At 59.4% G+C, this 18,689-nt stretch carries 16 protein-coding genes, 1 tRNA gene and 1 pseudogene; 10 read left to right on the top strand and 8 right to left on the bottom strand.

The window, feature by feature from the left end; translation table 11 throughout:
* A partial coding sequence (gene guaB / locus AC6RA8_RS11665; protein ID WP_500352922.1) for an IMP dehydrogenase occupies positions 1-1,120 on the bottom strand: 1,120 nt, incomplete at its 3' end.
* Between the two features lie 183 nt (positions 1,121-1,303).
* On the opposite strand from guaB, the gene AC6RA8_RS11660 reads away from it, so the two are divergent.
* From AC6RA8_RS11660 to AC6RA8_RS11640, 5 genes are all read left to right on the top strand, one after another.
* Positions 1,304-2,206, top strand: coding sequence for an acyl-CoA desaturase (locus AC6RA8_RS11660; protein ID WP_500352921.1), 903 nt, complete (start codon positions 1,304-1,306; stop codon positions 2,204-2,206).
* Positions 2,196-3,152 carry an agmatinase gene (gene speB, locus AC6RA8_RS11655; RefSeq protein WP_500352920.1) on the top strand — a complete coding sequence of 319 codons (957 nt, stop codon included), beginning with the start codon at positions 2,196-2,198 and terminating at the stop codon, positions 3,150-3,152. The genes AC6RA8_RS11660 and speB overlap by 11 nt, the downstream gene beginning before the upstream one ends.
* A gap of 166 nt (positions 3,153-3,318) precedes the next feature.
* On the top strand, positions 3,319-5,355 hold the full coding sequence (locus tag AC6RA8_RS11650) for an ASKHA domain-containing protein (protein WP_500352919.1): 2,037 nt from the start codon (positions 3,319-3,321) through the stop codon (positions 5,353-5,355).
* Positions 5,352-6,191 carry a class I SAM-dependent methyltransferase gene (locus AC6RA8_RS11645; RefSeq protein ID WP_500352918.1) on the top strand — a complete coding sequence of 280 codons (840 nt, stop codon included), beginning with the start codon at positions 5,352-5,354 and terminating at the stop codon, positions 6,189-6,191. Before AC6RA8_RS11650 ends, AC6RA8_RS11645 begins: the two co-directional genes overlap by 4 nt.
* Before the next feature lie 38 nt (positions 6,192-6,229).
* Positions 6,230-6,303 (top strand) — tRNA-Gly (locus AC6RA8_RS11640).
* 5 nt (positions 6,304-6,308) lie between these two features.
* On the opposite strand, the gene AC6RA8_RS11635 is transcribed toward AC6RA8_RS11640, so the two are convergent.
* The gene (locus AC6RA8_RS11635; protein WP_500352917.1) at positions 6,309-6,644 is read right to left on the bottom strand and encodes a winged helix-turn-helix transcriptional regulator; all 336 of its coding nucleotides are present in this window, start codon (positions 6,642-6,644) and stop codon (positions 6,309-6,311) included.
* Positions 6,645-6,672: 28 nt separating this feature from the next.
* On the opposite strand from AC6RA8_RS11635, the gene AC6RA8_RS11630 reads away from it, so the two are divergent.
* The 4 genes from AC6RA8_RS11630 to AC6RA8_RS11615 all read left to right on the top strand — a co-directional run bounded on the left by AC6RA8_RS11630 (position 6,673) and on the right by AC6RA8_RS11615 (position 9,901).
* Positions 6,673-7,329, top strand: coding sequence for an NADPH-dependent F420 reductase (locus AC6RA8_RS11630; RefSeq protein ID WP_500352916.1), 657 nt, complete (start codon positions 6,673-6,675; stop codon positions 7,327-7,329).
* A gap of 123 nt (positions 7,330-7,452) precedes the next feature.
* Positions 7,453-7,695, top strand: a complete 243-nt coding sequence (gene nrtS, locus AC6RA8_RS11625) for a nitrate/nitrite transporter NrtS (protein ID WP_500352915.1) — start codon at positions 7,453-7,455, stop codon at positions 7,693-7,695.
* Positions 7,696-7,701: 6 nt separating this feature from the next.
* A complete protein-coding gene (locus AC6RA8_RS11620; protein WP_500352914.1) occupies positions 7,702-9,345 on the top strand; it encodes a sulfatase-like hydrolase/transferase in 1,644 nt (547 codons plus the stop codon).
* Positions 9,346-9,385: 40 nt separating this feature from the next.
* The gene (locus tag AC6RA8_RS11615; RefSeq protein ID WP_500352913.1) at positions 9,386-9,901 is read left to right on the top strand and encodes a hypothetical protein; all 516 of its coding nucleotides are present in this window, start codon (positions 9,386-9,388) and stop codon (positions 9,899-9,901) included.
* Here the strand turns inward: AC6RA8_RS11615 and AC6RA8_RS11610 are convergent, their stop codons facing one another.
* The 5 genes from AC6RA8_RS11610 to zwf all read right to left on the bottom strand — a co-directional run bounded on the left by AC6RA8_RS11610 (position 9,902) and on the right by zwf (position 17,161).
* Positions 9,902-11,521, bottom strand: a complete 1,620-nt coding sequence (locus tag AC6RA8_RS11610) for a long-chain-fatty-acid--CoA ligase (RefSeq protein WP_500352912.1) — start codon at positions 11,519-11,521, stop codon at positions 9,902-9,904.
* 201 nt (positions 11,522-11,722) lie between these two features.
* The gene (locus AC6RA8_RS11605) at positions 11,723-13,105 is read right to left on the bottom strand and encodes a peroxidase family protein (protein ID WP_500352911.1); all 1,383 of its coding nucleotides are present in this window, start codon (positions 13,103-13,105) and stop codon (positions 11,723-11,725) included.
* Positions 13,106-13,464: 359 nt separating this feature from the next.
* Positions 13,465-15,039: a glucose-6-phosphate isomerase gene (gene pgi / locus AC6RA8_RS11600; RefSeq protein ID WP_500352910.1), complete on the bottom strand. Its 1,575-nt coding sequence runs from the start codon at positions 15,037-15,039 to the stop codon at positions 13,465-13,467.
* A 5-nt stretch (positions 15,040-15,044) separates the two neighbouring features.
* Complete coding sequence (gene pgl / locus AC6RA8_RS11595; protein WP_500352909.1) at positions 15,045-15,713, bottom strand: 6-phosphogluconolactonase; 669 nt, start codon at positions 15,711-15,713, stop codon at positions 15,045-15,047.
* Positions 15,710-17,161 carry a glucose-6-phosphate dehydrogenase gene (gene zwf / locus AC6RA8_RS11590; RefSeq protein ID WP_500352908.1) on the bottom strand — a complete coding sequence of 484 codons (1,452 nt, stop codon included), beginning with the start codon at positions 17,159-17,161 and terminating at the stop codon, positions 15,710-15,712. Before zwf ends, pgl begins: the two co-directional genes overlap by 4 nt.
* Positions 17,162-17,366: 205 nt before the next feature.
* On the opposite strand from zwf, the gene AC6RA8_RS11585 reads away from it, so the two are divergent.
* Positions 17,367-18,308 (top strand): radical SAM protein, encoded by a 942-nt coding sequence (locus AC6RA8_RS11585; protein ID WP_500352907.1) that lies wholly within the window; start codon positions 17,367-17,369, stop codon positions 18,306-18,308.
* A gap of 275 nt (positions 18,309-18,583) precedes the next feature.
* Here AC6RA8_RS11585 and AC6RA8_RS11580 read toward each other — a convergent pair.
* Positions 18,584-18,689, bottom strand: a pseudogene (locus AC6RA8_RS11580) (aspartate-semialdehyde dehydrogenase); the annotation flags it as partial.

Here is an 18,689-nt window from a genome sequence, read left to right as displayed (position 1 = left end):
CCTGATACAGAATGACCTCGCCCGGAGACTCGTCTGTCCCCGCGATCATGCTGCCCACCATGGCACAGGATGCACCCGCCGCGATCGCCTTGGCAAAATCGCCTGAGAACTTGATGCCGCCATCAGCAATGACCGGGATATCGCCCGCCGCGGCTGCGCAGTCCATAATCGCCGTCAGTTGAGGCACGCCCACGCCTGCCACCATCCGTGTGGTGCAGATTGAGCCCGGGCCGATCCCCACTTTCACAGCGTCCGCACCCGCGTCGATCAGGGCGCGCGTCGCCTCACCAGTAGCGACGTTGCCCGCGACAATCTGCACTTCGTTCGACAAGTTTTTTGCCCGGCGCACCGCTTCGGCCACGCCTTCGGAGTGACCGTGGGCCGTGTCAATCACGATCATATCGACACCAGCATCGACGAGCGCTTGCGATCTTTCAAATCCAGCATCGCCCACAGTCGAAGCCGCAGCCACACGCAGGCGCCCCAGATCATCCTTGCAGGCGGTCGGGTTCAGTACGGCCTTCTCAGTATCCTTGAGGGTCAGCAAACCGGTCAATTTGCCTTTGGCATCTGTGACCAGCAGCTTTTCAATCCGCCGCGCTTTCATAAGGCTGATCGCTTCGTCACGGTCCGCGGGTTCGTGCAGGATGGCCAGATCTTTCGTGGTCATCATCACGGACACTGGTGTCTTGTCATTCTCGGCAAAGCGCATGTCGCGATTGGTCACGATCCCAACCACGCGCCGGTTTTCATCCACAACGGGGAAGCCAGAGAACCCATAGCGTTCGGACAACTCGCGTGCATCGGCAAGGGTTTGGTTGGCGCTCAACGTGATCGGATTGTAGACGATACCGCTCTCGAAGCGTTTCACCCGACGGATTTCCTGGGCTTGCGCCTCAATATCCAGATTGCGGTGCACCACCCCCATGCCGCCAGCCTGCGCCATGGCAATGGCCATACGCCCTTCGGTCACAGTGTCCATAGCTGAGCTGAGCAGCGGGATGTTCAAATCAATGCTGCGTGTGACCCGTGTGCGGGTATCGGCGGTTGTGGGCAGCACGTTGGACGCGGCCGGAACCAAAAGGACATCATCGAAGGTGAGCGCCTCGCGAATCTCCATGGGGGTCTCCTTGGGAGGGTTCGTTTGACGCTTCCCTATTTCATGGACCTGCAAAAATGGAAAGCCCCATTGCGTAGAAGACACCGATGCGCCACGCTATCATCCATGTTTCCACCTGTGCGCGTGAATTCTGACGCTCTCTTTAGCACGGAACGCGTGGTTGCCCTGCCGAACAGCTGCAATATGCAAGGGACTGTCCAGGTCGATGTAGCAAAGGCGCTATGGCTCGCCGGGCACGGTGTTTTGGGCGCAATTGGTGTTTTGTTTTTTCCCGGGTGGGACGCGGCGCTCGTGTTTCTGGTTCTGACCGCAGTGACCATCGGCGCGGGTCATTCGGTGGGAATGCACCGGCTTTTGATCCATCGCAGTTTCAAAACATACCGCTTCGTTGAATACATTCTTGTTTGGCTTGGCACTTGCGTTGGTATGGCCGGTCCCATCGGTATGATCCGCACCCACGACATGCGTGACTGGCATCAACGCCAGACCACCTGCCCTGACCATCCTGCGCACAGAGCCGGGTTTTTCAAAGATGCCTGGTGGCAGTTGTGCTGCCGCTTTGACCTGGAAAAACCGCCGCGCTTCGTACTCGAGAATCGTGTGGAACAAAGCCCGGTCTATGCCTGGATGGAGCGTACATGGTGGCTACAGAATGCTCCGATAGCGCTTGTACTATTTGCAATCGGAGGATGGGCTTGGGTGCTCTGGGGCGTCAGCCTGCGTATTTTCGTTTCTCTGGTCGGCCATTGGCTGATCGGCCATTTCGCTCACAAGCGCGGCCATCAGGGTTGGGTGGTAAGCGGCTTACCTGTGCAAGGATACAATTTACCTGGCTGGGGTTTGGTGACCTTTGGTGAGAACTGGCACGGCAACCACCGCGCCTTTCCATACTCAGCCCGACTTGGCGTTGAACCGGGGCAATCGGATCTTGGTTTTTTGCTGATCACCGCCCTTGGTCGTTTGGGTTTGGCATGGGACATCAAGACACCGGGTGCGGAGCCTGACCGTGATGGCCTGACACGTTTGCAAAACGCATCTTGCGGCAACAGCAGCCGTCCGGGCATGTATCAAAGTCATGACACATGATTACGACACCGGCCGTCTGAACCTGCCCTTTGTGGGTATCTGTACCTTTGGCAAGCGCCCCTATGTTGAGGATTGGAGCAGCCTGAGCGCCGATGTCGCGATTCTTGGCGCGCCTTTTGATGCCGGGACACAATGGCGTTCCGGCGCGCGGTTCGGACCAAGGGCGGTACGAGAAGCGTCCACCTTGTTCAGCTTTGGTCATGCTGGGGCCTATGACCATGAGGATGACGCCACATACCTGCCGGACACCGTGCGGATCGTGGATATGGGCGATGCAGATATCATCCACACTGACACCGAAGGGTCCCACGCCAATATCCAAGCCGGTGTTCGCGCGGCTCTGGCTGCGGGCGCCCTGCCCGTCACCATCGGCGGCGATCACTCGGTCAACATCCCCTGTATCCGCGCCTTTGACGGCCAAGGCGACATCCACATCCTGCAGATCGATGCACATCTGGACTTTGTCGATGAGCGCCACGGCGTGCGGCACGGGCACGGCAATCCCATGCGGCGTGCGGCGGAATGCGACTATGTCACCGGCTTGACGCAAGTGGGCATCCGCAATGTCAGCTCAACAGCCAAGGAAGGATATGGCGACGCACGCGCCTTGGGGTCAGACATCCTATCCGTCCGTCAGGCGCGCGCGCTCGGGCCGAAAGGTGTGATTGACCGTATTCCCGCAGGCGCGCGGCTCTATATCACCATAGACATTGATGCGTTCTGCCCCTCCATCGCACCCGGCACCGGTACGCCCAGCCATGGCGGGTTTCTGTATTATGACGTGCTGGAGATGCTGCAAGCGGCGGCGAAGCGACACGACATCGTGGGCATTGATCTGGTTGAAGTGGCGCCCGACTACGACCCGACGGGCTCAACAGCCATTCTGGCGGCGCAGGTATTGATGAACCTGTTGGGCTTCATCTTTCACGCCCGCGCGTCTCAATAGCGTGCTAGGAGGCCAGCCCACTCGGCGCATGGCGCCTCACCGCCGAGGTATTTTCAGCCAGAAGAAGGTGCAAACTGCCGCCTTGGAACCGGTCCATGTCGTTTGACACCTTTCCCCTGCGGTCGGGCCGACTATTGTGTGGGCAAGCAAGGTTACCGAGGCGTTCATGAGCACCGATCCACTCGTCGTATTCACTCCCTCCGGCAAGCGCGGCAACTTCCCTGTCGGCACCCCCATCCTGACCGTCGCGCGGCAGCTTGGCGTGGACCTCGATTCCGTCTGTGGCGGGCGCGGCATTTGTTCCAAGTGTCAGATCACACCCAGCTACGGCGAGTTTCCCAAGCATGGTGTGACCGTGTCCGATGATGCCTTGTCAGAATGGAACAAGGTCGAAGAGCGTTACAAATCCAAGCGCGGGCTGATCGATGGCCGCCGCCTGGGCTGTCAGGCCACTGTGCAAGGTGATGTGGTCATTGACGTGCCGCCGGAAAGCCAGGTGCACAAACAGGTTGTGCGCAAACGGGCCGAAGCGCGCGATATCGTCATGAACCCGTCCACCAAGCTCTACTATGTTGAGGTGGCCGAACCTGACATGCACGACCCATCGGGCGACCTAGAACGGCTTGTTGTTGCCATCGAGGCAGATTGGGGCATCACCAACATACACGCTGATCTCCATATCCTGCAGGCCCTGCAACCGGTGTTGCGCAAAGGCGCTTGGAAAGTCACCGTCGCCATTCATTTGGGTGATGACGAGAACGCGCCCCGGATCATGCACATCTGGCCCGGTTACTACGAGGGCGCCGTGTACGGCTTGGCCGTGGATCTGGGATCGACCACCATCGCAGCACATCTGTGCGATCTGACCAGCGGAGAGGTCGTGGCTTCATCCGGCATCATGAACCCACAGATCCGCTTTGGTGAGGATCTGATGAGCCGCGTGAGCTATGGCATGATGAACGCGGGCGGCGCGGACGAGATGACGCTGGCTGTGCGCGAGGGTATGAACGCCCTCTTCACCCAGATCGCAGCCGAGGCGGAGATCGACAAGGGGCTGATCGTTGACGCGGTGTTCGTTTGCAATCCGGTCATGCACCACCTGTTTCTGGGCATTGACCCGTTCGAATTGGGGCAAGCGCCATTTGCGCTCGCCACGTCAAATGCGCTGCGCCTGCGGGCGGATGACCTCAACCTGAACATCCACCCCTCGGCTCGCATCTACCTGCTGCCCTGTATCGCGGGGCATGTTGGGGCCGATGCCGCCGCCGTGGCCCTCAGCGAAGCACCGGACAAGTCGGACGACCTGATGTTGGTGGTCGATGTCGGCACCAATGCGGAAATCCTGCTCGGGAACAAGGACAAGGTGCTCGCCTGTTCGTCCCCCACCGGCCCTGCCTTCGAAGGGGCGCAGATCAGCGCGGGGCAGCGGGCAGCCCCCGGAGCGATTGAGCGGGTCGAAATCGATCCGGTTACCAAAGAACCACGCTTTCGGATCATCGGGGTGGACCTGTGGTCCGACGAAGACGGGTTCGATGCAGCCGCCGCGGCTACAGGCATTACCGGTATCTGTGGGTCCGGCATCATCGAGGCAATTGCCGAAATGCGCCTTGCCGGTCTGCTTGACGCCTCCGGCCTGATTGGCAGCGCTGACCAAACCGGGTCCGAGCGCAGTGTCGTTGACGGACGGACGCACGCATATGTCCTGCACGATGGCAGCGCCGTGGGTGGGCCAAGGATCACCATCACCAACCCCGATATCCGCGCCATCCAGATGGCAAAGGCCGCGCTCTATTCCGGCGCGCGCCTATTGATGGACAAGTTTGGCGTGGACAGTGTCGACCGCATCGTGCTGGCCGGAGCCTTTGGTGCGCATATCTCGTCCAAGCACGCCATGGTTTTGGGCATGATCCCGGACGCACCCTTGGACAAGGTCACATCAGCAGGCAACGCCGCAGGCACCGGCGCACGCATCGCCCTGCTCAATCGCGACGCACGGGCCGAGATCGAAGAGACTGTGCGCCGCATTCACAAGATCGAAACCGCGATCGAACCCCGCTTTCAGGAACACTTCGTAAATGCGTCCGCCATCCCCAATTCGGCCGACCCGTTCCCAATCCTGAACGGGATCGTCGATCTGCCCGATGTGAGCTTCAACACCGGTGGCGACACCGAAGGCGGGCGCCGTCGCCGGAGACGCGCATGAGCAACGCGGAGCAGGAAGAGTTCTGGACGGATGCCGCCGGTCCGAAATGGGTCACGCAGCAGATGCAGATGGACAAGCTGCTTGCCCCGGTGCTCGATCTTGTTCTGGACCAAGCCGCCCTTCGGCCCGGTGAGCAGGTGCTGGACATCGGTTGCGGTACGGGTGTCAGTGTCGTGGCCGCAGCACGTGAGGTGGGCGACCAGGGCCATGTGACCGGACTCGATATCTCCGAAACGATGCTGAATCTGGCAGCGGCACGGCTGCCAGACATGAAGAACGCGGCACTTCTGAAGGCGGACGCTCAGACACACCGGTTCGACACATTCTTCGACGCGATGATCTCCCGTTTTGGCGTCATGTTCTTTGACGACACGGTGGCGGCGCTGGCCAACCTGAATTCGGCGCTTGCCCCGGGTGGGCGCATGACATTTGCCGCATGGGGTCCCGCGCCGCAGAACCCGTATTTCATGGTGCCGGCTAAGGCGGCAGCCAGCGTGCTGGGCCCAATGCCCAAGACGGACCGCACGTTGCCCGGCCCCTTCGCGTTCGAGGATAGCCCCCGGATACTGGAGCAAATGGCGCAGGCAGGACTAAGCAACACGGACGTTGAAACAGTGTCGGTCGACCTGACATCGGCGGGCGATGTGCCCGAAACCGCGGCGCTGATGATGCAGATCGGGCCAGCCGAAGCGGCCGTGCGCCACCACGGTGCAAGCCCTGAAGCAACCCAACAGGTCCAATCCGCCGTGGCAGATGCCGTCGCGCAATTTGACACCGATAAAGGCGTGCGCATCCCTGCCTGTATCCACATCTACAGCGCACGCAAACCCGCTTGACGCCACGCCAGCCCGGGCATATCCCAAACGCCCAGAGCGCGGGTATGGTGAAAAGGTATCACGCGAGCTTCCCAAGCTTAAGTTACGGGTTCGATTCCCGTTACCCGCTCCAGACCCTTACCCTTCGGGATAGTTGGCTTCGGCCCACGCCTTGAGAGCCCGGATATGTGGCAACAGGTCCGAGCCACGGTCCGTCAGGCTGTATTCAACGCGCAGGGGCATCTCGTCGAACAGCTCACGGTGCACCAAGCCGTCGGCCTCCAGCTTGCGCAATGTCTGGGTCAGCATTTTCTGCGTCACCCCGTCCAAACGTCGCCGCAGCGCGCCAAAGCGTTCCGGCCCATCGGCAAGGGCAACAATGGCCAGCAAGGCCCATTTCTCGGCCAATCTGGCAAAGAACTGCCGCGATGGGCAGGCCATAAGGAACGCATCCGGTGTGTCTTGGTTGTTCATACAGCAGTAGTTCCCTAAAGGTACCTAATTGCCAACGTATACCATATTCGCTTTCCTGACAAAGCAACAAACACAGGAGCGCAAAATGAACATCGGAATCATAGGAACAGGTGCTGTGGGCCAGGCCCTCGCACGTCTCATGCGGACGGCAGGACACAAGGTCCTCCTCGGCAGTCGCAGGCCGGATCACGGGGAAGTCAGCCATGAGCAAGCCTGCTGGGACAGCGACATCGTTATCCTCGCCGTACCCTATACCGCAGCGCAGGACACGCTGGCCGCATTGGCGGAAGTCATACGCGACCGCATCGTGATCGATGCAACCAACCCATTGAACGACGACTGGAGCCCCCTGCTGCTGGGCCAAACAAAATCCGCCGGTGAAACCGTGCAGGGCTGGCTACCCAAGGCGCGGGTGGTCAAGGCCTTCAACACGATCTTTGCCGACATCATGTCCGCACAAGGGTTGGATCGGGATGGTGTCGCAGCCACAGCATTCATCGCAGGTGATGATGCCCAGGCGGTCGAGACCGTGAAAACCCTTGCCGGGGGTCTTGGTCTGCATCCAGTGGTGACCGGCTCGCTGCAGGTCAGCCGTCACCTTGAGGCGATGGCGCATCTGAATATCGCGATAGCAGCGGGTCAGAACGGCGGCACAAATGCAGCCTTCCTTTATCATCAAGGCTGACAATGGGTGGCAGGCGGGTGACCCGCCTGCCTCTGCCAAAGATCACTATCGCGTGCACATGAAAGTGCAGACTTGATTTAGGAACCGTTTGGTCCAATTTGGCGCAAAGAGGAGATGCGCACGGTGCCACACGTCAACACATGGCAAATCGCAATCGATCGCACAGTCGTGCGACGCGCCACGAAGATTGCCCTTGTGGTCGGCATCGTCATTGCAGTGATCAACCATGGTGACCGCATCGCCACCGGCCAGATGGACGCCGTCGCGTGGCTGAAATGCGCTCTGACCTTCCTTGTGCCCTACTCCGTCTCCACATACTCTTCGGTCATGGCCGTACGGGAACGGCTGCAAAGCCTCGGGGACTGACCGATCTTGAACATTCTGTTTGTGATGTATGACCAGCTGCGGTTCGACTACCTCAGCTGCGCAGGGCATCCACATTTGCACACGCCCAACTTCGACCGCGTGGCGGCAATGGGTGTGCGGTTTACCAATGCCTATGTGCAATCCCCGATCTGCGGCGGCTCACGGATGTGCTTCTATACTGGTCGCTATGCGTCGTCTCACGGTGCGCACTGGAACGGCTTTCCCCTGCGGGTAGGCGAACATACTTTGGGCGACCACCTACGCAAGATCGGCACGTCCTGCCATCTGATCGGCAAGACACATATGACCGTTGATGCCGAGGGCATGGAGCGTCTTGGACTGGATGCCGACAGCGTGATCGGGGTGCGCACATCCGAATGCGGGTTCGATCCATGGGTGCGCGACGACGGGCTTTGGGCCGAAGGTCCAGACGGCTTTTATGATGAAAGACGAAGTCCTTACAACGAATACCTCAAGTCCAAAGGATATGACGGAACAAATCCGTGGGCCGACTACGCCAATGCCAGCGTAAAGGACGGGCAGATCGCGTCGGGCTGGTTCTTTGAAAACACGGACTTGCCCGCCAACATCAGCGAGGAAGACAGCGAAACGCCCTGGCTCACATCGGAAGCCATCCGTTTCATCGACCAGGCCAAGGGGCCTTGGTGCGCGCATCTGAGCTACATCAAACCACATTGGCCGTACATCGTGCCCGCGCCCTACCACGACATGTACGGCCCCAACCACGTACCCGTCGCCAACCGCGCCGAGGTCGAACAGGTCAATGCCCATCCGGTTTTTGACACCTTCATGAACGGTCCAGTGGGTCGCGCCTTTCAAGATGAAGAGGTCCGCGCCAAGGTCATCCCGGCCTATATGGGCCTGATCAAGCAATGCGATGACCAATTGGGTCACCTGCTCGATCATCTGGAAGCGACGGGCAAGATGGGCAGCACCATGATTGTGCTGACCTCAGACCACGGCGACTATTTGGGTGATCACTGGCTGGGCGAGAAGAACCTGTTCCACGACCCTTCGGTCAAGGTGCCCATGATCATCTACGACCCGCGCGAACCAGCAAACAGCACGCGCGGCACCACTTGCGATGCGCTGGTCGAATCCATCGACCTCGCCGCAACCTTCGTTGAAGCGGCGGGCGGCTCCGCGCCCGATCACATCATCGAAGGCCGCAGCCTGCTGCCGTGGTTGCACGGCGAAACGCCGGATTGGCGGGATTACGTGATTTCTGAATACGATTTCTCTGCAACACCAGTTGCTGTGAAATTGGGGCTAGAGCCGAGAGACTGCCGCCTCTTCATGGTGTTCGACGGACGATACAAACTGATGCACTGCGCGGCCCTCGGCCTGCGCAACATGCTGTTTGATCTCAAAATGGATCCGGACGAGCTGCACGATCTGGCAAAAACGGACCACCACCGCGACATAGAGTCGAAGCTGTTAAGCCACCTCCACGACTGGGGTCTGCGCATGTCGCAACGCACCACACGGTCCGAAGACGAGATCAAGGCCATGCGCGGCGCCTCAAACGGCAAAGGTATACTGATCCACCTCAAGGACGGGTCAGAAGTCGATGAAAAGCTGACAGAAAAATACCGCGGCCCAGCCCGCCAGAACCACCTCAAGGATTGATCAATTGTCCCGCCACCTCTTTGCAATCGCCGCCATCGCAATGAGCCTCGCACTCCCGGCCACGGCGCAACCTGTCTACGACATGGGCACACTCCCAAACGGCGCAACCTTCACCTGGCGCGCGCATAACGGGAACGCCAAGGTGAAATTCATGGGCCAGAACGGCCAACTCTTCAAATTTCGCTACACCCGCGACGCCAGCCAAGACGAGCCGGTCAAAGTTACCTCATGGTCAGACCGTATGGGCAATACAGTCAAGGCGCGCGTGCCCAGCGGAACGGTCACCTTCACCCCGCACGATTGCAGCATGACGCCCGGCGCATGCCGATACACGGAAAAGCACTCTCGTTACGGCACACGCACCTTCATTCGCAACCGAACCTTCAAGGACGGCATCTGGCATTATACCGTGCATAAGGACCGCGTTGCTCCAGTTACCCTACATGAAAAGGGAACAGTCAATATCGATAGCTATGGCGTCGCCCTCGACCGAAACTACCAAAAATTCGAAAATGGTGCGGTCGCAACCACCGGCTGGGCCCGGCGAAACCGCTGATCAGCCGATCAGCACCTCGCCGAACTCATCCCGCAGGTTCCGCTTGAGCACCTTGCCCGTCGCATTGCGCGGCAGCACATCGGTAAAGACCACCTTGTCCGGCACCTGCCACTTGGCGATCTTGCCTTCGAAAACGGCCAGAACTTCCGCTTCACTGGGCGATTGCCCTTCGGCTGCAACGGCGACCAAAACAGGCCGCTCGTCCCACTTTTCGTGCCGCGCCCCAATCACTGCAGCGTCGGCCAGGGCCGGATGCGCGATGGCGATGTTTTCCAGATCGACGGATGAAATCCACTCGCCCCCTGACTTGATGATGTCCTTGGACCGATCCTTGATCGACAGATACCCATCAGCGTCCATCGTCGCCACGTCACCCGTATCGAACCAGCCATCTGTCAGTGTCTCGTCACGCGACTTCAGGAAGTAGCTGTCCAGAATCCAATGCCCCCGCACCATCAAAGCACCCTGCGCCTCTCCGTCATGGGGCAGCGGATTGCCGTCATCATCCATGATTTCCAATTCGACACCCCAGGGTGCGCGGCCCTGGTTCTCGCGCAGCTTGTGCTGGGCGTCGATTGGCAAGTCCGCATGTTTGGCCAGCGGCTGGTTGGACGAGCCGAGCGGCGACATCTCGGTCATGCCCCAGGCGTGGATCAGTTCCACGTCGTATTTTTCGCGGAACGCGGCAATCATCGATGGCGGACAGGCCGAGCCGCCGACAACCGTGCGCTTGAGGGACGTCAGTTGCGAGCCCGACGCCTCCGCCTCACCCAAGAGCCCCAGCCAAATCGTGGGCACGCCAAGGGCAATCGACACCTTGCATCCGTCAATCAGCTTCACCAGCGACGGCCCATCGAGCCCTGGCCCCGGCAACACCATCCGCGCGCCCACTTGCGCACAGGCATAGGGTGTGCCCCACGCATTCACATGGAACATCGGTACGACGGGCAGCACCACGTCGCGCGCCGAAAATCCGATGCAATCCGGCGTGTTGGACGCAAAAGCGTGCAAGACAGTCGAACGATGGGAATACAAAACGCCCTTCGGGTTCCCCGTGGTTCCGGAGGTATAGCACAGCGACGACGCCGTGTTCTCATCGAATTCGGGCCACTCGAAATCCGGCGAGCCGGTGGCAACCAACTCGTCGTAGAACTCCAACCCTTCAATCTCTTCCGCAGCCGAGTCATCGCGGCCTTCCATCAGCACCACATGCTTCACGCCCGGAATCTTGTCGCGGATCGCTTTGACCAGCGGCACAAAGGTACGGTCGATGAACAACACCCGGTCTTCAGCATGGTTGATGATGTAGATCAGCTGTTCGGGAAACAGGCGCGGATTGATCGTGTGGCAGACCAGACCGGCGCCGGAAACGCCAAAGTAGATCTCAAGATGCCGCCGGTTGTTCCACGCAATGGTGGCACAGCGGGCATGCGGCTCGAGCCCCAGCTTCAGCAGCGCGTCACCCAGCCGATGGGCATTGGCCCCAACCTGCCCCCATGTTGTCTCTTCCACGCCACCGGCGGTGTTCACAGACGTAATGGCTGTGTCCCCGTGATACCGCGCCGCGTGATCGACCAGCGAAGAGATGGTCAGGGGGTAGTTCATCATTTGGCCAAGCATCGGCGGCTCCCGTTTTTCCTGTCAGAGCAACGCCTTGCCTGCGCGGCCCTCCCCGGCCCCGCGCGTTCCTCCCTTGCGTCAACCCTGCCAAGGGGCGGCGAGCCATGCAAGCACGGCGTGCAGGAGGTGACGCAAAGGCAAAACCAAAAAAGACAAGGGCCAGCGCGGACGCCGGCCCCTGCCCCCCAGGTTAAACCTTGGTCAGCCGCATTGCAGGTCCTTGGCGTGGGCAATATGCCCGCGATGCGCTTCAACGTAAGCGATCAGTCCCGCCATAACGCTCGGCTGTCCCTTGAACCCGTGCCACGGTTTGAAATGAGGCACGTGCAGGAACGTTGTGGAGTCACGCTTGAGCAGGTTGGCAAATACGGAAGCCACCAGACGCCCCCCTGCCCCGGTCAGCTTGCCATGACCTTTCTCTTCCGCCTCTTGCAGGCAGTAGAACCAAAGCGGTGTCTTGGTGATGCCCTTTGCCTTGAGGATCGCTGGCGGGTCAATGACGTGGGTGCCCAGATGCGCCGCCAACTGCTGACCGCTGGCAAGTTGATAGGTATAGCGGTCACGCACCATATTGCGCAGGGCCAGATTGCGGGACTGATCCAGCGTCAGCGTTTCCTCGATATCCGCCAGCTCGATCGGCGCGTGGACAAAGGGAAGGTTGAGCAAGGGCGTCCCCAACTTTGGACCAACCGGTCGCGCCTTTTGCGAAGACACGTCGCCATTCATTTCAAAGAACATCGCATAGTCGAGGTTCCCCTCAACCGGACGACGTCCAAAGCCCAACGTGGCAAACAGACCCTTTGGATCGGCGCCATCCGTCAGCGCATATTCAAACTGCGTTGTCGCGTGGCCAAAACGATACCCAGCGCCGGTGAATTCAACCGGCATAACCGGCGCATCCCACCCAAAGGCATGGTTTTCCAGCGCCCAGTCCAGGCATTCCTGCTGGATGAAGGCGGGCAGCAACTCGCACCACACGATCCATTGATAGTGCAGCCGGATAAAGCGGCGCACTTCTTCGAAACTGGTCAGTTTCGGGCTGACATGGTCATGCCAAATGTGTTTCGGCAGACCCTCATGCGCACAAGCCTTGATGTCTTTCGCATCATCGCCATCTTCAGCACGCTTGCTCATCAGGATGTTGTGCAGCTCGATGAAAATCGCCTGCACCTGCGCCACGATGATGTTCTCATCGTTGCGCGGATCGCCAATCAGTGCCTTGCCTGCACAGGTCCGGGCCAGGTCACGCGGATTGTCCTTCCGCCCAAAGACAAGAAACTGCTCCGCCTCGCCCTCACCATAGAGATGCGGCGACGCCTCCGGTCCCGCGCCATAGACGCAGTCCAGATCCAGGCTCGGCGTTCGCACATTCGGGATCGTCGAGGGATCAATGCGCGAACCAAGGGCCGATGTCGCATCAAGGGTGATGTCGTGATCCACGAATTGCCCGAGAAAGGTCATGCCCGCATCCGCATGCCCATCTTCGTTATGGGTCGCCCCCATGGATTGCGCGAGCTCATCCAGAGCTGCAATCACATGTGCATGGGTAATGTTCTTGATGTGAACAGGGTTCGCAGGAAGCACGCGCCCCAGCGTCTGGGCAAATGGTCTTGAAGGTCCTTTGCCATGAATACACGTTTTGAAAAGTTGATCGAGCCGTGTCAGCCCGTGTTGTGTGCCAGCCATAATATTGGCCTCCGGTGCATGTTAAAGAAACAGAGCGCAAAATACGGCGCGCCCTGCGCAACATTATTGCACGCAAACACAACCTCGGGTCAGGTCAGACATTCCTGACCGTTGTGGTTTTGAGCGAATAATCGCCCAAAACTGGTCGGATCGCTGTACTTTTTTTCGAAAATACAATCCTGAATTGAATATTTTGTAGCCCAGATCCACGGAAAATGGACCGCATTTGGCTTCAGGCCCGCCTCTTGCAACCACTTCTAACGGTGCGCGTGCAAGTAGGAGACCAAGGCTCGAGTGGACCCGTCCTTGTCATCCGCAGGCGCCACACCTTCGACAATCGGCTGCAGAGCTGTCGCAAGTTCCTTGCCCAACTCGACGCCCCATTGATCATAGGAATTGATGCCCAGAATGACCCCCTCGACAAACACGCGATGCTCATACAACGCCACGATCTGCCCCAGGGTGAACGGATCCAGCTTGGGGTAAATCAGCGTTGTAGAAGGTCTGTTTCCGGCAAACACCCGGTGCGCGGCCTGACGTTCCAACTCATCCCCGTCAAACTTGTCCGCGATCTTCGCACGCGCCTCGTGCGATGTCCGTCCGCGCATCAAAGCCTCTGACTGTGCAAGGCAATTGGCCACCAGCAGGTCGTGATGATGGCGCAGCTCGGGTTCATGCCCTGCACAGGCGACCATGAACTCGCATGGAATGACGGACGTGCCCTGGTGGATCAGCTGATAAAACGCGTGCTGCCCATTGGTCCCTGGCGCGCCCCAGACAACCGGGCCACTTTCAACCGGGACAGCATTGCCATCCATGGTCGCCGACTTGCCGTTCGACTCCATCTCAAGCTGCTGGAAGTAAGCTGGAAGTTGCCCCAGCCGCTGATCATAGGGCAGAACAGCGCGCGACGCATGACCCAGCACCTGCCGATGCCAGATGCCCACAAGGGCGAGCATCAATGGCATGTTCTCCGCGCCCTCAGCGGCACGGAAATGCGTGTCCATGTCCTGACCACCGCGCAGGAAGGCTCTGAACCCGTCCGGCCCGACCGCCATCATCAAGCTCAACCCAATTGGCCCCCACATGGAGTAGCGGCCGCCAACCCAATCCTCGAAGCCAAAGACGCGCTCTGCCGGAATCCCGAACTCGGATGTCTTTTCCAGATTTGTCGACAAGGCGGCAAACTGCGCAGACGGATCACCCCCATGATCCAAAACCCACGCCCGCGCAGTCCGAGCATTTGTCATCGTCTCGATCGTGGTGAATGTCTTGGAGGCGACAATCACCAACGTCGTTTTCGCGTCCAGCCCGCGCAGTGTGTCGGCAATATGCGCGCCATCAACATTCGACACGAAATGGCAGCGCGGCCCGTCGTGATAAGGCGACAGGGCCTGCACAGCCATGGCCGGCCCCAAGTCGGACCCACCGATCCCGATATTCACGACATCAGTGATGGCACTGCCACGGATCTCGTTGGCATAACTCTCCATCCGGTCCAGCGTCTCCAGAACGCCCGGCATGACATCCTTGCCATCCACCAGAACGGGCCCACCATCCAGATTGCGCAAGGCAGTGTGCAGAACCGCCCGCCCCTCGGTCTCATTGATCTTTTCGCCGGAGAACATCGCGTCGCGCCGTTCTGCAACACCCGCCGCGCTGACCAATTCCAGCAGCATATCGCGTGTCTCAGCATCGATATTTGTCTTGGAATAATCGAACCGCATGTGCTGTGTTTGCACCGCAAAGGCATCCGCACGCGCATCATCGAACAGGTCCAGAATGGCGCGGCCAGATGCGGCCTTCGCCTTGGCCTTCAAAGCGTCCCACATGTCTCTTACTCCGCCCAGTGCACCGTCAGGCCGCTCATAACAACTTTGATCGGCGCCTCAACCGGGTCGAGCCCCTCTGCGCGCTCTAGCGCCACTCGCTTTTCAGAGCCATAGATCACAAGGTGTTTCGCCATCGCACCGGCCAAAGCTGGACCCGAAAACGAAATCCGAGGCTCCTGCCCGGCGACCGACACCGGGACAACCAAGGGCGCGTCATCGGCCAGCATCGCCTCCAACCCAACCGCGTCGGGGAAAAGAGACGCCGTATGCATATCCGCCCCCATGCCCAACATCAAAAGCGAGATTGGCATCTGGTCCGCCAATTGTTCTGACAAGACGGGGGAAGCCTGTTCCGGCGTTTCCCCTTCCCGATAGAAGGGCACAAATTTCGCCTCTGCCGCGCGGCTCTGGAACAGACGATCCTTCAACAGTTTCGCATTCGATCGGTCATGATCCTCCGGCACCCAGCGTTCGTCACTGAGCATGACATTGACACGGGACCAGTCCAGATCGGCGGCGCATAGGCTGTCAAAGATCGGACCCGGCGTCGTTCCACCCGGCACAACAAACGAAGCGGAGGGATGCACCAGCAGACAGTTCTTCAACTCGCTCGCCAGTGCATCGGCCAATCCCATGGCCAGTAGGTCACGATCCGGGTATTCGACGATATTCATGGGGCCACCTTTCTCCAAACTCTGGTGTCGCGGGCCAGAAGCTGCACGGCGTCGACCGGTCCTTCGCTGCCCGCATCATAGGTCTTTGGCACTTCCCCACGCCCTTCCCACCCGTTGATGATGGGATCGGTCCAGGCCCAGGCGGCCTCAACCTCGTCCCCACGCATGAACAGGGTCTGGTTGCCACGGATCACGTCCATGATCAAACGTTCATAAGCATCTGTCTGGTCCGCGCCATCCGCCCCTAGAGCGTCGGCAAAGGACATATCCAGAGGCACATCAACCAACCGCATGCCCCCCGGACCGGGTTCCTTGATCGTCACGCCCAGCGTAATCCCCTCGTTCGGCTGCAACCGGATCGACAAGACATTGCGATGATCGGACTGCTCGCCAAAGATCGAGTGGTTCAGCTCCTTGAACACCACCGTGATCTCGCTGGACCGCGCCTTCAGCATCTTGCCTGTGCGCAGGTAAAACGGCGTGCCCGCCCACCGCCAGTTCGAAATCCCAACCTTCATGGCGATATAGCTTTCGGTGCGTGACCGCAGATCGCCTACAGCCTCGCGATATCCGGGCTCGTCCTCTGATGCCTCGTACTGCCCACGCACGATATGATGCGGCTGAACATCGTCCAAGGCGCGGATCACTTTCAGCTTTTCGTCGCGGACAGCGTCCGGATCGAACTTTGACGGCGGCTCCATCGCGATCAGACACAGAAGTTGCATCAGGTGGTTCTGGACCATGTCTCGCATCGCGCCTGACTTGTCATAATACTCGCCCCGGCCGCCCACACCGACCGTCTCGGCTACGGTGATCTGGATGTGGTCCACATACTGGCTGTTCCACAGCGGCTCGAACAGCATGTTGCCAAAGCGAACAGCCATAAGGTTCTGCACCGTCTCTTTGCCCAGGTAATGGTCGATCCGGTAAATCTGGCTTTCATCGAAATGCATCGCCAGATCCTTGTTCAGCGCCTGCGCCGACGGCAGGTCGCGACCAAAGGGTTTTTCCACCACGATCCGGCTGTCTGCATCCGTCAGCCCATGGGCATTCAACCGATGGGCCAAGTCAGCAAACAGGCTGGGACCGACAGAAAAGTAATATGCGCGGACGACATCCGGACGGACAAGCTTGGCCAGTTCATCCCAGCCCTTGTCGCCCCGTGCATCGATGGTCACAAATTCCATCCGCTCCAGAAAACCGGCAAGCGTGCCTTCCTCACAGCTGCGTTCGCCACCAAACTCGGCAATCGCCTCCGCCACGAAATCACGGTAGGCCGCACTGTCCATATCGCCACGCGCGGCTCCGATCACTCGCGCCGCCTTGGGCATCTGCCCCGCACAGAAACGACGGAACAAACCCGGCAAGATCTTGCGGCGCGCAAGGTCACCTGTCCCACCAAAGATCACCAGATCAAACGGATCAACCGGGATAACGCGCGATACCATGGCAAGGCTCCCTCTTGCATGCCCAGAAAATGTTTGCGCTACCACTAGCAGATTCAAACAGATACTCAACGCCCGATGCTGCACCTGCATCGTACGGTCGCATATTTCTATCACAAAGCTGTCAAAGGGGCACAGTGCGCTTTCACCTTGCGACAGTCCGGCATACCTCTACGGTGCAGACCGCACAAGAAACGGAACAGGCGACATGAAAGACTTGGCAAACCTGGGTAAATTCCAGGACCCGGATGTCACAGCCAAGGGCGAAGAACGGGCAAAGGTGGCGTTGACGCATCCTGAAACCCTGTGGTTCAACACCGGTACGCTTTGCAACATTGCCTGTGCTAACTGCTATATCGAAAGCTCACCCACCAACGACGCGCTGGAATACATGACCGCGGACGAGGTTTCAGGCTATCTCGACCAGCTTGAAGACCGCAATTGGAACGTGCGCGAGATCGGCTTTACCGGCGGTGAACCCTTCATGAACCCCGCCTTCCTCGACATGGTCGAACGGTCACTCAAACGTGGATACGAGGTGCTGATCCTCACCAACGCGATGGCCCCGATGATGCGCCCCAAGGTCAAGGCGGGCATCGTGCCGCTGGTCGAAGCCTATGGCGACAAACTGACATTCCGCATTTCTCTCGACCACCACGCCGCCGCTATCCACGACACGGAACGCGGCGTCGGCACCTTTGCCAAAACTCTGCGCGGGGTGGATTGGCTATCGTCCATCGGGGCGCGGCTGGCCGTTGCCGGCCGGATCGAAATGGCCGAAAGCGAGGCCGAGGCGCGCGCAGGATACGCTGCGCTTTATGCCAAGCATGGTTGGGACATCGACGCGCAAAACCCAGGCATGACAGTGCTGTTTCCCGAAATGGACGCTCAGGTCGAAGTGCCCGAGATTACGACCGCCTGCTGGGGCATCCTGAACAAACATCCCGATGCCGTGATGTGTTCTTCGTCCCGGATGGTCGTGAAACGCAAAGGGGCCGCGAAACCGGCGGTTCTGGCTTGCACACTCCTGCCTTACGACCCGCAATTCGAAATGGGCGAGACACTGGAACAAGCCGAGGCGGACGTTTCGCTCAACCACCCTCACTGCGCCAAGTTCTGCGTGCTGGGTGGAGCATCCTGTTCAGCTTAGGCGCACCATCTACTGGGTCTGGTCAGCGGGCGAATTTGCTCATCAAAGAATGCGCCCGACCGGCTAAAACCGGCAAGGGCTAACGGAGCAAAGCATCTCACCAATCATGGTTGGGCAGTGAAATACGCGATTTCACCCCGAAAACACGCACTTTCGCGAAATGCCCTCAAATTGAGCCCAAAACCATCTCGGCAAAATACGCAGTTTGCGGTTCAAAATATGCAGTTTCATTAAATTGCATCCCGTTTCATCGCACCGTACGGGACGGTAACACATCAATGCACCGTGAACTCGCCCGTCACATTGCGCCACTCTCCCGGCGCGACCATCTTGCGATGGGTGAAGCGCACGGAATGCAATGCGCCCTCAATCTCCGCCTTC

The sequence above is a fragment of the Tateyamaria sp. genome, from assembly GCF_059783535.1.
This window is presented reverse-complemented; position numbering and strand designations above follow the sequence as displayed.